16 protein-coding genes and 1 tRNA gene are annotated in these 12,364 nt (G+C 39.8%); 11 read left to right on the plus strand and 6 right to left on the minus strand.

The genetic code is table 11. From position 1 onward, the window contains the following. Positions 1–37 precede the first annotated feature (37 nt). The 5 genes from VB694_RS19535 to VB694_RS19555 all read right to left on the minus strand — a co-directional run bounded on the left by VB694_RS19535 (position 38) and on the right by VB694_RS19555 (position 4,576). Entirely contained in the window at positions 38–1,186 is a 1,149-nt protein-coding gene (locus VB694_RS19535) for an alanine--glyoxylate aminotransferase family protein (protein WP_323361996.1), read from the minus strand. 141 nt (positions 1,187–1,327) lie between these two features. Next, complete coding sequence (locus VB694_RS19540) at positions 1,328–1,576, minus strand: DUF5340 domain-containing protein (RefSeq protein ID WP_323362018.1); 249 nt, start codon at positions 1,574–1,576, stop codon at positions 1,328–1,330. Positions 1,577–1,770: 194 nt separating this feature from the next. After that, positions 1,771–2,661, minus strand: coding sequence for an indole-3-glycerol phosphate synthase TrpC (gene trpC / locus VB694_RS19545; protein WP_323361997.1), 891 nt, complete (start codon positions 2,659–2,661; stop codon positions 1,771–1,773). 110 nt (positions 2,662–2,771) lie between these two features. Beyond that, on the minus strand, positions 2,772–4,202 hold the full coding sequence (gene lpdA, locus VB694_RS19550) for a dihydrolipoyl dehydrogenase (RefSeq protein ID WP_323361998.1): 1,431 nt from the start codon (positions 4,200–4,202) through the stop codon (positions 2,772–2,774). Between the two features lie 209 nt (positions 4,203–4,411). Then, positions 4,412–4,576: a hypothetical protein gene (locus tag VB694_RS19555; RefSeq protein ID WP_323361999.1), complete on the minus strand. Its 165-nt coding sequence runs from the start codon at positions 4,574–4,576 to the stop codon at positions 4,412–4,414. 152 nt (positions 4,577–4,728) lie between these two features. Between VB694_RS19555 and VB694_RS19560 the strand changes: the two genes are divergently transcribed. The 5 genes from VB694_RS19560 (at position 4,729) to VB694_RS19580 (ending at position 7,293) form a co-directional block, all read left to right on the plus strand. Next, positions 4,729–5,070, plus strand: a complete 342-nt coding sequence (locus VB694_RS19560; RefSeq protein ID WP_323362000.1) for a hypothetical protein — start codon at positions 4,729–4,731, stop codon at positions 5,068–5,070. A gap of 185 nt (positions 5,071–5,255) precedes the next feature. Continuing rightward, positions 5,256–5,843 (plus strand): Uma2 family endonuclease, encoded by a 588-nt coding sequence (locus VB694_RS19565; protein WP_323362001.1) that lies wholly within the window; start codon positions 5,256–5,258, stop codon positions 5,841–5,843. A gap of 227 nt (positions 5,844–6,070) precedes the next feature. Further along, on the plus strand, positions 6,071–6,412 hold the full coding sequence (locus tag VB694_RS19570; RefSeq protein WP_323362002.1) for a hypothetical protein: 342 nt from the start codon (positions 6,071–6,073) through the stop codon (positions 6,410–6,412). Beyond that, the gene (locus VB694_RS19575; RefSeq protein WP_323362003.1) at positions 6,409–6,834 is read left to right on the plus strand and encodes an HNH endonuclease signature motif containing protein; all 426 of its coding nucleotides are present in this window, start codon (positions 6,409–6,411) and stop codon (positions 6,832–6,834) included. Before VB694_RS19570 ends, VB694_RS19575 begins: the two co-directional genes overlap by 4 nt. A 120-nt stretch (positions 6,835–6,954) precedes the next feature. After that, positions 6,955–7,293, plus strand: coding sequence for a hypothetical protein (locus VB694_RS19580; protein WP_323362004.1), 339 nt, complete (start codon positions 6,955–6,957; stop codon positions 7,291–7,293). 270 nt (positions 7,294–7,563) lie between these two features. Here VB694_RS19580 and VB694_RS19585 read toward each other — a convergent pair. Then, positions 7,564–7,650, minus strand: a tRNA-Ser gene (locus VB694_RS19585). Between the two features lie 106 nt (positions 7,651–7,756). Here VB694_RS19585 and VB694_RS19590 point away from each other — a divergent pair. The 6 genes from VB694_RS19590 (at position 7,757) to VB694_RS19615 (ending at position 12,123) form a co-directional block, all read left to right on the plus strand. Next, a complete protein-coding gene (locus VB694_RS19590) occupies positions 7,757–8,125 on the plus strand; it encodes a 2Fe-2S iron-sulfur cluster-binding protein (protein WP_323362005.1) in 369 nt (122 codons plus the stop codon). Between the two features lie 9 nt (positions 8,126–8,134). Next, on the plus strand, positions 8,135–8,728 hold the full coding sequence (locus tag VB694_RS19595; protein WP_323362006.1) for a thermonuclease family protein: 594 nt from the start codon (positions 8,135–8,137) through the stop codon (positions 8,726–8,728). Positions 8,729–8,795: 67 nt separating this feature from the next. Beyond that, positions 8,796–9,605 carry an inositol monophosphatase family protein gene (locus VB694_RS19600; RefSeq protein WP_323362007.1) on the plus strand — a complete coding sequence of 270 codons (810 nt, stop codon included), beginning with the start codon at positions 8,796–8,798 and terminating at the stop codon, positions 9,603–9,605. An 85-nt stretch (positions 9,606–9,690) separates the two neighbouring features. Continuing rightward, the gene (locus VB694_RS19605) at positions 9,691–10,620 is read left to right on the plus strand and encodes a J domain-containing protein (RefSeq protein ID WP_323362008.1); all 930 of its coding nucleotides are present in this window, start codon (positions 9,691–9,693) and stop codon (positions 10,618–10,620) included. Next, positions 10,620–11,831: an ATP phosphoribosyltransferase regulatory subunit gene (locus tag VB694_RS19610; protein WP_323362009.1), complete on the plus strand. Its 1,212-nt coding sequence runs from the start codon at positions 10,620–10,622 to the stop codon at positions 11,829–11,831. Before VB694_RS19605 ends, VB694_RS19610 begins: the two co-directional genes overlap by 1 nt. A 64-nt stretch (positions 11,832–11,895) precedes the next feature. Then, the gene (locus VB694_RS19615) at positions 11,896–12,123 is read left to right on the plus strand and encodes an indolepyruvate ferredoxin oxidoreductase subunit alpha (protein WP_190560693.1); all 228 of its coding nucleotides are present in this window, start codon (positions 11,896–11,898) and stop codon (positions 12,121–12,123) included. Positions 12,124–12,364 lie beyond the last annotated feature (241 nt).

Below are 12,364 nucleotides of genomic sequence, written 5' to 3' on the forward strand. Positions count from 1 at the left end.
TCCCCAATCCCCAATCCCCAATCCCCAGTCACCTACCTTATCTAAAAACCTTACCTGCTGCGGCTATACCTGCACCGGGAGTAAATTGTTCATAGCCAAGTTCTGCAAGCACAACTTCCAATGATGCGATACAGCTAAGAATATCGCGATCGCTCACAAATCCCAAATGACCAATACGGAAAATTTTATTACTCAGATGGTCTTGTCCACCAGCTAAAGCAATATCAAACCGCTTTTTCATCAATGAGCGAATTTTATCCGCTTCCATTCCTGGTACTGAGACAGCGGTAATGGCTGGACTAGCGCATTCATCAGCTGCAAACAATGGTAAATTTAAAGCCTTCATCGCCGCACGAGTCGCATTCTTTTGACGTTCATGACGAGTAAAGATTGACTCTAAACCCTCTTTTTTCATCATCCCCAAGGTGGTGTGTAGTGCCACCATCAAGTTAACTGGGGGAGTAAAGGGAGTGGTATTTTTAGCAGTCGATTTGCGGTATTTACCTAAATCTAAATAGTATTTTGGCAATTTCGCAGTTTTGTAAGCTTCCCAAGCTTTAGGACTCACAGACACAAACCCTAAACCGGGGGGTATCATGTAACCTTTTTGGGAACCGGACGCAACGACATCCAAACCCAACGCATCGACAGCGACATTGTAAGCACCCAAGCTAGTGACAGCATCAACAATAATTAATGCCTCACCGTGTGCTTTTACATGACTGTTGATAGCTGCCAAATCATTAATTACACCTGTGGAAGTTTCGCTGTGGGTGATAATTACAGCTTTGATTTCTTTGTTGGTGTCAGCTTGTAATATTTCCCCAAACTTAGCAGGGTCTAAAGGTTGTCCCCATTCTGCGGTGACAGTTTCTACATTCAAACCAAAAGCTTGACCAACTTCTACCCAACGTTCACCAAATTTACCATTAGAACCAACTAAAATGCGATCGCCAGGAGAAAGAAAATTAATCATCCCCGCTTCTACCGCACCAGTACCGCTGACATTCAGCATCAGTACATCATTTTCAGTTTGGTGCAGCCATTTCAGGTTTGCTGTCACCTCACCCATCATGCTGCTAAATTCACCTGAACGGTGGCCGATGGGGTGTTTGGCCAATGCCAGTAAAGCTGCTTCTGGAACTGGCGTAGGTCCAGGAATCATCAACATTAACTTATCGTCCATTATCTGTATCCTAAAAATCAAATAAGAGTCAAATTTGAGTATGTTTTGATCTGATGGTAAATTTTATAACTTTATCTACCAATTCATTCAGATTCTCATCAATTTATCCTACCTGAGAGATTGACCAATTCTCTGTAGATATCAATCAGGAGTAACGACTTTTTCCGTAACATGATTGAGTGACCAACGATGCTCTACTCCTAAATATGAAGCTTGACAAAGTTCTTCTAATCGCTTTTGTTGTGCCGCAGCTTTTCGTAGGGTAATAATTAACTGACTAACTTCATACCGTAAATCCTGATTATTATTTACAGCATTCATTGTTTGCTTTTCTAACAGTTGCAGTATAAGTTCATAGTGGATAGGCGCAGGTAGAGGAAGTTGCTCCATGAAGTTCATGTAAAATTACTAATGTGAGATTTTAGCTTATCAAGAGTTTATCTCTTGCTAAATAAATTGTTACATAGCAAACAAAGTTTGGTCATTGGTCATTAGTCATTAGTCATTAGTTCTTTTCCAATTCCCCAATCCCCAATCCCCAATCCCCAATCCCCAATCCCCAATCCCCAATCCCCAATCCCCTGTCACCTGTCACCGCTAAAAAGATTAGTAATTGCCAATTTCGGGTCTGGTTGTTTTACCAAAGACTCACCAATTAGTACAGCTGATGCGCCGGCTGTTTCGACTACACTTAAATCCTCTGGGGTATGAATTCCTGATTCACTCACTACCAGAATATTTCTATCCTGTAATTGACTACCTCTGTCTTTCAGTAATTGACAAGTAGTTTGTAAGTCAACGGAAAAATCCTCTAAGTTGCGATTATTTATACCAACTAAAGAAACACCATCTAAGGATAAAACTCTGTCAAGTTCTTCTAAACTATGAACTTCTATCAAAGCAGCCATATTTAGCTTATTAGCAATTTTGACAAAATACTGTAAATCTTGATCACTGAGAATTGCTGCTATGAGTAAAACCGCATCTGCACCATTAATTCGCGCTAAATACATTTGATAAGGATAAATGATAAATTCCTTACACAATAATGGTAAATCTACGGCAGCACGCACCAGAGATAAATTCTCAAAACTGCCTTGAAAAAACTTTTTATCTGTGAGAACAGAGAGACAACTAGCACCACCGTCTTGATAGGATTTAGCGATTTCTACCGGGTCAAAATCTGCTCGTAACACTCCCTTACTAGGAGAAGCTTTTTTAACTTCTGCAATTAGGGCGGGTTTGGTTTTACCTTGACGTAATGCAGCGATAAAATCACGGGTTGGTGGTGCAGAAAGGGCTGTTTTTTGCAATTCTGCCAAAGGCAATTTTTCCCGCATTTGCTCAACTTCGATCTCTTTTTGCCAAACAATTTCTTCCAAAATATTATTTGGTGCTGAATCATCTAAAACTGTGTGGTAGCGGATAATTGATACATCAATAGCTGAACCAGATGAACGACGACGGATTTGCATTACTTTAGGGAATAGGGAATAGGGAATAGGGAACAGGGAACAGGGAATAAGTAACGGGAAATTGGAGAGAATAATCAATTACCAATTACCCATTACCAATTACCCATTACCTAACTTGCGATCGCTCGTTTGTAGGCTTCATCCAGCACTTCTGATAGTGTAGGATGGGCGTGAACTAAATAAGCCAGGTCTTTTACAGATTGACGGTTAGCAACTGCGGCGGATGCTTCGTGAATTAAATCAGAAGCGTGTAAACCGAAAATATGCACACCTAATACTTCACCTGTATCTTTACGGTAAATCACTTTAGCGATACCATCGGCTTCATTTTCTGCTAAAGCTTTAGAATTGCCTTTGAAGTAACTCTTAGCAGTTCCAATTTCAAAGCCTTCAGCTAAACCCAATTCTTGAGCAGCTGGTTCTGTTAAACCCACATAACTAACTTCGGGATGGGTAAAAGCGGCTGCGGGAATACTGCGATAATCTGCTTTTTTGTCTCTACCCAGGATATTTTCTACCGCAATGATACCTTGAGCCGAAGCCGCGTGAGCTAACATCATTTTCCCGTTAGCATCACCAATAGCATACAGATGGGGGACTACTTCACCTGCGGAAAGTACCGCCATTCCATCGTTAACAGGGATAAAATTCCGTTTATCCAGTTCCACACCCACAGAATCTAAACCAAGATTTTTAGTAGCGGGGATGCGACCTGTAGCTACTAAACAAGCATCAACTTCCAACACTTCTAAATCTTCTTTAGTTTGGAAATCTGCCAATTCAATTACAACTGGAGAACCAGGAATGATTTTTTTGGCGTATATTCCCACTTTGGTTTCAATATCGCGGGGAGTAATTAAAACCCGTTCTGCCAGTTTAGCAATATCGCGGTCAAATCCTGGCATTAACACATCTAGGGCTTCAATCATTGTCACTTCACAACCCAAAGCGGTGTAAATATCGGAAAATTCTAAACCGATGTAACCGCTACCAATAATTGCTATCCACTGGGGTAGAGATTCTAATTTTACCCCTTGGTCGCTGGTAAAGACTGTTTTGCCATCTACTTCAATTCCGGGAGGAACGAAGGGAACAGAACCAGGACAAAGAATGATATTTTGGGCTGTGATGGTTTTTTCACCGCTATCTGTAGAGACGGTGACTTTTTGTGAACCAGCGACTTTTCCCCAACCCCGGATAATATCGACTCCCAAGCGTTTGAGACTGTTGGTTAAGTCACCTTGAATTTTAGAAACAAGATTATCGGCATGATTTGCGATCGCTTGCCGATCAAATTCTACATTACCAATTTGAATTCCCAAAGATTTCAGGTGGTGAGCGTTGCGTAACTCCCGCACTCTTCCTGAAGCAGCTAAAAGCGCCTTAGAAGGAATACAACCCCGGTTAACACAGGTTCCTCCCATGTCTGCTGCTTCAATAATCGCTGTTTTCAGACCATAATTGACAGCGTGTAGGGCTGCGCCATGTCCACCTACACCTGCGCCAATAATCACTAAATCGTAATCAAATCCAGAACTCACGTTAGTTTCCCCGTTTCTTTAACCTACTTATTTTTAACTTGATCTTCCCCCCGCTACAACATTTCACTTGGTGCGTTAGGATGACTGGGTAAAATTATATTTATATTTGGATAATGGGTTTTTGATGACATTTTGCCATTTTAGCCGATTTTACGATCATTGAGAATGTCGGTATAGCTGATATCCCCTTTGCTACCTCTGCAAAAGCATCACTTAGTTTCATTAAGGCTGCCTCCATACTTAGGCTTTGGAGTTACCGCTACAGCTTCTACAGATTGCTTCATCTGCTTCACCAAATGCTCTAATACTTGCATCTGTTCTACTAGAGTCAATTGATCAATTTCACTTAAAACACGCTCAATTGAAACGCTCATTTTTTCTCTCCTATGGTAGAGTAATTGTGATTTGTTTACTCATATTTTTAGATAGTTTTCCTAGATATTTTGATTATAAATATTTGTTACATCTTATAAAACTTTATTTTTATAAAAAGTTACAATACAACTAATCATACAACAGCCAAACCATGTCTGAATCAGTGCAGTATATAACTAATACCCAGGGAGAAAAAGTTGGTGTATTGTTAAATCTGGAAACTTACCAACAGCTAACCAACTTATCAGCAAATACAGAATTATTGATTGGGTTAAGTTTGGATGAGTTGCAAGCTTTAGCAGAAACTTCTTTGTCTCTTAAAAGTCAGATTCAATTAGATGAGTTATTAATGAAAAATGCTGAAAATCAATTGTCAAATGAAGAAAGTGAAACTCTAGATAGATTAATATCACAGATTGATCAATTGAATATTCTTAAAACCAGAGCAAGATATACATTAAACCAACTTCAAAACAAATCTAGAGTAGCGTGAGTGTTTATATTTCTGTTGAATTACAAACAAAAATTCGTCATCATTTTGTAGATTGTTGTGCTTACTGTCGTACTGCTGAATATTTAACAGTTTAACATTATCAAGAAGTTAATTTGGTGTATCTTCGTTTAACTCAACCTACTACAATAGAGTATAATTAAGTAAAAAGTATGGCGGTTTTTTCTATGAAAGTTCCACTTTTAGAACAGGAAGAAGAAAAACTGGTAACTGTACCTGGTGTTTCTTGGCAACAGTTTAAAACTATTGAGGTGCAGTTACAAGAAAATCATGCTGTAAAATTAGCATATTTAGCAGGGGTGCTGGAAATTATGTCTCCTATTGGTGATAAACATGAATATGTGAAAAAAACCCTTTCTTATTTATTAGAAGCGTACATGAGACATAAAGGGATTCGGTTTTATGGTAGGGGTGGTTTCACTTTAGAAGAATCTGGTTATGCTTCAGGAACACCGGATGAGTCTTATTGTATTGGTACTAATAAAGAAGTTCCTGATATTGTGATTGAAATTATTGTTAGTAGTGGCACAATTAACAGAACTGAATTATATAAACCTAAGCGAGTTCCAGAAGTTTGGTTTTGGAGGAATAATAAAATCCAAATTTTTAGTTTAAATGCTGTTTTTGAATATGAGGAAGTAAATCGTAGTCGCTTTTTACCAGATTTGGATAAGGAGTTATTGTTGCAGTTTTTAGCAATTCCTGATCAATATGATGCTGTATCTCAATTTATTGAGTTTATTGGTGATAAATAAAAAAATACACTAGAATAAGAGGATGTTTGAAAAGCGAATATAATTCTCTACTACACAGGCAAAGTCCACCTCCGTGGACTAATGAAAAAGTGGTCTTTTTAACCCGCGCAGGCGGGTTTAGTTTGTATAACCGCGACTTCTAGTCGCCAGGACTGTAATAAATTAGACTTTTCAAACAACCTCTAAGTTATGATGCACAATATTTTTTTAAACTTACATCTAAAACCATGTCTGAATCAGTGCAGTATATAACTAATACCCAGGGAGAAAAAGTTGGTGTATTGTTAAATCTGGAAACTTACCAGCAGCTAACCAATTTATCAGCAGATACTGAATTATTGATTGGTTTAAGTTTGGATGAGTTGCAAGCTTTGGCAGAAACTTCTTTGTCTCTTAAAAGTCAGATTGAGTTAGATAAGTTATTAATGAAAAATGTTGATAATCAGTTGTCAAATGAAGAAAGTGAAACTCTAGATAGATTAATATCACAGATTGATCAATTGAATATTCTGAAAACCAGAGCTAGATATACTTTAAACCAACTTCAAGAAAAACATAAAGTAGCGTGAGTGTTTATATTTCTGTTGAATTACAAGAAAAAATTCGTCATTGTTTTTCAGATTGTTGTGCTTACTGTCTTACTGCTGAATATTTAACAGTTACAACTTTTGAATTTGAGCATATCATTCCTCGGTCGGCTGGTGGTGAAACTGTGTTTGAAAATCTCTGTTTAGCTTGTCCATCTTGTAATCGTTATAAAGCAACTCGTCAAACAGCAATTGATCCCAATACTCAGGAAGAGGTTAAACTATTTCATCCACAACAGCAAGCATGGATAGAGCATTTTGCCTGGAGTGAAGATGCTACAGAAATTGTAGGACTTACTGCTGTGGGTAGAAGTACAATTTCTGCTTTAAAAATGAATCGTCCTCAATTAACTCGTGTGCGGAAAATGTGGGTAAAGCTGGGTGAACATCCACCCAATATTTGAGATTTTATGAACCCTTCCCGTTGGTATTGAATTCTTGTATAACTGGAGTTTCTGAAGGTGAAGTAGCTACTATTCTGAGGTTAAAGTCAATTATTAATTGATTTTTATCAAGAGTTATAAATGACAAAAGCCAGAGAGTATGTAGCAAAAGTAAATCAAGCAGTTACAGAAATTAACGCGGCTGAAGAATATTCTCAAGAGGTAAAACGGCGTATTACTGAGTTAAGAGGTGTGTTTGAATCTATTAACACTCATGCTGTTCAAAGTCTAAATGAACTTGAATCTCAACCTTTTGATTCAAAGAGAGATGCTGAGAAGTTTCGACAAGTAGGAACTCTTATGAAGTCCCTTATAGAAATTCAGCTATATCCTCTTTTCTCCATTGCCTCGGCAACAATGTCATCAACAATTTCCGGGACATCAGCATATAATCCCATTAATGGGTCTTTGTTTTCCTGAATTTCTGCTAAACGCTCAATGACGTGAGAAATCAATTCTGATAAAGTTGATCGATTGACAATTGCCAGGGTTTTTGCTCGTTCAAAGGTAAGTCTATCTAATTCAAGTTCTATTTTTTCCATGCTGGCTTAAACCTCCTATATATGTCTATATTGCCTTAACACGACTAAAATATTGCATTAAGGAGCTTCGACTTAAAAAAACGTAATACATAGAATACACAAATCCCCGACTTCATTGAAGAAATCAGGGATCTGTATAGTTAAAAAACGGAGAGGGAGGGATTCGAACCCTCGTATACATTTCTGCATAACAGACTTTCCAGGTCTGCGCCTTCAACCACTCGGCCACCTCTCCAGGTGCCATGAATTCCAATAATAAAACGAAACTGCAAAAAATGCAAATATTTCACAAGATATTTTTACAATGAATAAAAATCCCAAATTCCCAAGCAAAAATCAAGATGGTTCAGACCCACACAATCAGAGTTCACAACCGCCAAACAGGCGTATCACACACCCTGCAAGTGCCAGAAGACCGTTATATCCTGCACACAGCGGAACATAATGGCATAGAACTACCGTTTTCTTGCCGAAATGGGGCTTGTACAGCTTGCGCTGTCAGGGTGCTGTCAGGAGACATTTACCAACCGGAAGCCATTGGACTATCCCCAGATTTACGCCGTCAAGGTTACGCTTTGTTGTGTGTGAGTTACGCCCGTTCTGACTTAGAAGTAGAAACACAGGACGAAGATGAAGTTTATGAACTTCAGTTTGGGCGCTTTTTTGGTAAGGGCAAAGTTAAAGCGGGTTTACCCTTAGATGAAGATTAGAGGACAAAAATGAAGATTGTACCAGGGTGCAGATACTTACAGGGTAAAATCGCCGCTTTAGTACCCGCTCTGGGCATCTTGGCGCAAAAAATAACAATCCTTTCCTGTTTGTTGTTTTTGGTCAGTTGTCAAGCCAAAAATCAGCCGCTAAACATGACTGCTGAGGTGCAGGTAGCGCGGGTTGTCAGCGGACAAACTTTGGAAGTGCTGGGAATGGGAGAACAACCAAATTTAATTTCCCAAGTCCGCTTAATTGGTTTAGATGCACCAGATTTGCGTCAGCGTCCTTGGGGAGATAATGGTAAAGAACTGATAGAAAAGTTGATTGGTGATGGTGAAAAATCTGTCAAGTTAGAGTTTGACATGGAAACCAAGGACAAATTTGGACGGACTTTGGCTTATGTGTGGAAAAATCAGATGTTTTTGAATGAACAAGTCCTCAAACAAGGGTATGCTCTATTTGTAGGGCGATCGCCTAATCACAAATACGATGAACGCTTAGAAAATGCCCAACATTGGGCTAGACTCATGGGACAAGGCATCTGGAACCCAGAAAAACCCATGCGTCTAACTCCTGGTGAATTTCGCCGTATGTATAGGTGATTGGGGATTGGTGATTGGGGATTGGGGACTGGGGACTGGGGACTGGGAAGAAAATAACTAACAACGAATGACTAACTTACAAATTTTTCTAGATATAGCTACTGAAGCTGCCTTAGCTGCTGGTGTAATTTTGCAAGATTATTTAGGTAAAGTAGAAGATGCGATTACCGAAAAAGGCAGACCTGGTGATTTAGTTACCGCAGCGGATAAAGCTTCGGAAAAGGTAATTTTGGAAATCATCAACCGTCACTTTCCCCAACATTCCATCCTCGCCGAAGAATCAGGAAAACTGGGAAATCAAGCCAGTGAATACCTTTGGGCGATTGATCCTTTAGATGGTACAACTAACTACGCCCATCAATATCCTTGTTTTGCTGTTTCCATCGGGTTATTTATTCAGGGAGTGCCACAAGTTGGTGTAATTTATGACCCTTTCCATAATGAACTATTCCGGGCTGCGGCTGGTTTAGGTGCAACACGCAACCGCCGACCTATTAAAGTTTCTCAAACTTCTGAATTGAATAAAAGCTTATTGACATCTGGATTTGCCTATGACCGCAGAGAAACATCTGATAATAATTATGCAGAATTTTGTCATCTTACCCATCTTACCCAAGGTGTAAGACGTGGTGGTTCTGCTTCGCTAGACTTAGCTTATGTTGCTTGTGGCCGTGTTGATGGCTATTGGGAAAGAGGGATTGCACCTTGGGATGTGGCTGCTGGTATAATTTTAGTCCAAGAAGCTGGCGGTAAAGTCACGGCTTATGATGGTGGTGATTTCCAAATTGATTCGGGGAGAATCCTGGCTACTAATGGTTATATTCATAACGTTCTTAGTCAGGAGTTACTGCAAGTTCCGCCTTTGTCAGCTTGGTAATTCAGAAAAACCGCTGATAATTGATCAATAAAAATTACGGGCGGGGTAAACTATAAAAATTGGTGCTGGGGTGCAAGATTTATATATGTCTTTCAAAATAGATGGTGGACTATTCAAATATGATTTCATAGACTATCACGCAGTTCTCTGTGTTGCTGTTGATGCGGATGCAAAAGAAATACGTAAACGCTATCTTCAAATCGCTCGACGCTTGCACCCAGATAGTTCCGCAGTCTCGAAAACTACGGATAAAGATATAGCCAATGAATTATTATCTAAGCTGGTGAATCCCGCTTATGAAAAACTGTCTGTAGAACGCAATCGCGCAGAATATACTGTAGTTTTATCCCAAATAGGTAAGCGTTTAGCACAAGAGTCAACAGAGATATCACTGAAAAGTGAAGTCGCAAAGGAATTAGTAATTGCTCCCAATGTTGACTTATTGTACAAAAATGCGATCGCTAAAATTGCCGAAACCCAATTTAGTGAGTTAAAGCAAACGCCTGAATTCATTGCCCAAATTAGTGAATTGAATTTAGTCTACTTGATGCGGCGTGCAGGAAGGTTGATGACAACATCCCCATCTGTTCAGCAACCTGCTGTTAATTCCAGTAAACCATCACCCCCATCAGCACCCAGAGAAGATTCACCGGTGGAACAGTACCTGCGTCGCGCTCAAACGTTGATTGAAAATAACCAATTTGCTCCAGCCAAAGTAGAATTACAGGATGCCTTGAAGCTAGAACCGAAAAATAGTCGTAGCCATAGCTTAATGGCGATGTTATTTTTACGGCAAAATCAGCTAAAAATGGCAAAAATTCACTTTGACAATGCACTGAAATTAGATCCCAATGACAAATTAGCTTTGGAATGGAAACCCAAAGTTGATAAAGTTTTAGGTAATCAATCCGGTACTAATCAGGTGAATAAATCTGCCGATAATGGAGATACACAACCAGATAAGTCTGGAAGTGGTGGTTTGTTTGGTGGTTTGTTTGGTGGGAAGAAAAAATAATGGTGTATCAACCAGCAGCGGGAGCTAGGGATTTATTACCCTTAGATGTGGCTCAAAAACGCTGGATTGAAGATAGGTTACAACAAGTTTTTCACCGTTGGGGATATCACCGGATTATCACCTCAACTTTGGAACGTATGGATACGCTAATGGCAGGTGAAGCAATTCAGCGCCAGATGGTGATTCAGTTGCAAAATGGCCAGGATGAGGAGTTGGGTTTACGTCCAGAACTGACAGCTTCCATCGCTCGGACTGTAGTTACTCGCATGACTGAAGCAACCTATCCTCAACGCTTGTATTACAATGCTAATGTATTTCGCCGCAACTGGGAAAAGCGCCATAATCGCCAGCAAGAGTATTATCAGGCTGGGGTGGAGTTGTTAGGAACTGGTGGATTATTAGCAAATGCAGAAGTGCTGTTGTTGGTAGCCAATTGTTTAGAAGCTTTGGATTTGCACGGATGGCATTTGATTTTAGGTGAAGCGGGAATTACCAAATCCCTGCTTGATGTTTTTCCTACTCAGATCAGAAGTCAGGTCAGAAATGCGATCGCTCATTTAGATCGTGTAACTATAGATACTTTACCTCTGAGTGAAGAACTGCACCAACGCGCTCGACTCATGCTAGATTTGCGTGGTAATAGTGCTGATGTGCTGCAAAAAGTCAGCAGTTTAGATTTAGATACTGACCAACAAACAGCGGTAAATAACCTTAAATCCTTGGTAGAGTTATTAGAATCAGAAGGTAAATTTTCTTTAATTCTGGATCTGAGTTTAATTCAAACCATAGATTACTATACAGGTATTGTATTTGAAGTAGTCAGTGATACCGATGGACAGGCGCAAGTTTTAGGGCGTGGTGGTCGTTATGACCAGCTTTTAGGGTTATATCATCCCCAACATGAGAATATTCCCGGCATTGGCTTTGAATTGAGTATTGATGATTTATACCAAGTTTTGGCATCAAGTCAGCAATTACCGCAAAGTACCCCAGCGACTGACTGGTTAGTAGTACCAGAAAACACAAATGCTGATGCTGCTGCCTTTGCTTATGCCCAAAAACTGCGTGATTCTACTCATTTAGTGCGGGTAGAAATGGATTTAGGGGGAAGGAATGCAGAAGAGATTCGGAACTATGCACGCGATCGCTCTATTGCTCAAATCGCCTGGATTAAAGCTGATAGTTCACCCACGGTTGAAACAGTAGGTTAACAGGTAACATTACAAATTGTTACGCTAGAAACTGCTGATTCATTAAAGAGAGGGAATCGAGAAAATGCCACATACAATTGTGACCGAAGTTTGTGAAGGCGTTGCTGACTGCGTAGCAGCTTGTCCTGTAGCTTGCATTCATGACGGTCCTGGTAAAAACGTCAAAGGTACAGATTGGTACTGGATTGACTTTGCTACCTGCATCGACTGTGGCATCTGTTTACAAGTCTGCCCAGTAGAAGGAGCAATTTTACCAGAAGAACGCCCTGAATTGCAAAAAATAGCAGATTAGGTGACAGGTGACAGGTGACAGGTGACAGAGTAAATAACAGCCAATTACTCATTTCCTATTCCCTGTTTCCTATTCCCTGTTTCCTATTCCCTGTTCCCTGTTTCCTATTCCCTGTTCCCTGTTTCCTATTCCCTGTTCCCTGTTTCCTATTCCCTGTTCCCTGTTCCCTATTCCCTGTTTCCTATTCCCTGTTTCCTATTCCCTGTTTCCTATTCCCTGTTTCCTATTCCCTGTTTCCTAT

This window comes from Anabaena sp. UHCC 0451 (assembly GCF_034931405.1).
Lineage (GTDB): Bacteria > Cyanobacteriota > Cyanobacteriia > Cyanobacteriales > Nostocaceae > RDYJ01.

Coding starts and splice junctions, on each gene's coding strand:
- VB694_RS19600 (WP_323362007.1), top strand. CDS start 8,796: ATGACTAACTTACAAATTTTTCTAGATATAGCTACTGAAGCTGCCTTA.
- VB694_RS19555 (WP_323361999.1), bottom strand. CDS start 4,576: ATGAGCGTTTCAATTGAGCGTGTTTTAAGTGAAATTGATCAATTGACT.
- VB694_RS19605 (WP_323362008.1), top strand. CDS start 9,691: ATGTCTTTCAAAATAGATGGTGGACTATTCAAATATGATTTCATAGAC.
- VB694_RS19535 (WP_323361996.1), bottom strand. CDS start 1,186: ATGGACGATAAGTTAATGTTGATGATTCCTGGACCTACGCCAGTTCCA.
- VB694_RS19590 (WP_323362005.1), top strand. CDS start 7,757: ATGGTTCAGACCCACACAATCAGAGTTCACAACCGCCAAACAGGCGTA.
- VB694_RS19610 (WP_323362009.1), top strand. CDS start 10,620: ATGGTGTATCAACCAGCAGCGGGAGCTAGGGATTTATTACCCTTAGAT.
- VB694_RS19565 (WP_323362001.1), top strand. CDS start 5,256: ATGAAAGTTCCACTTTTAGAACAGGAAGAAGAAAAACTGGTAACTGTA.
- VB694_RS19570 (WP_323362002.1), top strand. CDS start 6,071: ATGTCTGAATCAGTGCAGTATATAACTAATACCCAGGGAGAAAAAGTT.
- VB694_RS19580 (WP_323362004.1), top strand. CDS start 6,955: ATGACAAAAGCCAGAGAGTATGTAGCAAAAGTAAATCAAGCAGTTACA.
- VB694_RS19595 (WP_323362006.1), top strand. CDS start 8,135: ATGAAGATTGTACCAGGGTGCAGATACTTACAGGGTAAAATCGCCGCT.
- VB694_RS19540 (WP_323362018.1), bottom strand. CDS start 1,576: ATGGAGCAACTTCCTCTACCTGCGCCTATCCACTATGAACTTATACTG.
- trpC (WP_323361997.1), bottom strand. CDS start 2,661: ATGCAAATCCGTCGTCGTTCATCTGGTTCAGCTATTGATGTATCAATT.
- VB694_RS19560 (WP_323362000.1), top strand. CDS start 4,729: ATGTCTGAATCAGTGCAGTATATAACTAATACCCAGGGAGAAAAAGTT.
- VB694_RS19615 (WP_190560693.1), top strand. CDS start 11,896: ATGCCACATACAATTGTGACCGAAGTTTGTGAAGGCGTTGCTGACTGC.